We start from the raw sequence: 1226 nt of genomic DNA on the forward strand, positions 1-1226 counted from the left end.
GTATGCCGAGAAACAAGGCAATCCTGCCTTTGAAACCTTACCTGATATGCAGATGCTTTCGGATTTGGAATTAGCCCAAAACGGAAAGTTCAATTATGCAGCCCTTATCCTGCTTGGAACAAGGAAAGCTTTGCGTCAATATTTACATCAGGCGGAAACGGTTATTGAATATCGCTTGAATCACTCCACAATACCCTATACCGCACGGTATGAATTTCAGGAACCGCTCATTACCGGCATAGACAAAATGTGGACGTATATCAATCAACCGGCAAGCAATCCGTTGTTACACGTCCAACAGGGTCCTTACATTTATGATATTCCGAGTTTCAACGAAGAGGTTATCAGGGAAGCCATTTTAAACGCCTATTGCCACCGCAGTTACCATATTCAAAGCGCAGTATTCATCAAGCAGTATCCCGACGAAATAATTATAACCAATGCAGGAGGATTCCCTGTCGGAGTTACCAAAGAAAATATACTGACGGTAAACAGCTTACCCCGGTGCAAACGTATGTCCGAGGTGCTTCAAAAGACAGGTTTGATTGAACGTTCGGGTCAGGGGGTGGATAAGATGTTTTATAACTGCCTGATGGAAAGCAAGCCTTTACCGGACTTTTCCCATACGGATGATTATCAAGTGGAACTGCGGCTTAAAACGGAAATCCTTGACAAAAATTTCTATTTCTTTGTCAGGAATGTACAGCGCGACAGGACGGATAAATTAAACGTATTTGATTTGCTGACACTGGATAAAATCCGGCAGGGAATATCCACCGGATTACCGGAAGATATTGTTGAAAAATTATACAGGGAAGGATTGATAAAATCCCAAAGTTCGGCAGATAAAAAGTATGTGCTGGGCGATTTGTATTATGAGACTGCCAAACAGCCTGCATATATCAGGGAATACCGGTTAAGGGATTTACAAATAATAGCCTCTTGCTTTGAGAAAGCAAAAGAAGTATATATGAAAGATTTTGTGGAAGCCTTTGGCAATCAACTATCCCGCGCCCAAGTTAAATTTTTGATATTGAAACTGGAGTCCTATAAATTACTAACGAAAATCAAGGCGCAAAAATATACGCGCTATATATTAAATAATGAGACAATTAACGCGCAAGAAAATATTTATGAGCAATTTATAAAAAAAATAAACGAGCAATAAACTTTAATTCGCCATAAGAACATCTAAATTCGCCATAAGAATCATTTTTTCAAAGCCA

General features: G+C 39.6%; 1 protein-coding gene. It reads left to right on the forward strand.

Annotated features, from left to right (window positions below):
* Positions 1–1168: ATP-binding protein (locus ACYPWY_RS16305; RefSeq protein ID WP_459686603.1), on the forward strand; the 1168-nt coding region annotated here is incomplete at its 5' end.
* Positions 1169–1226 lie beyond the last annotated feature (58 nt).

It is taken from the genome of Viscerimonas tarda (assembly GCF_054601255.1).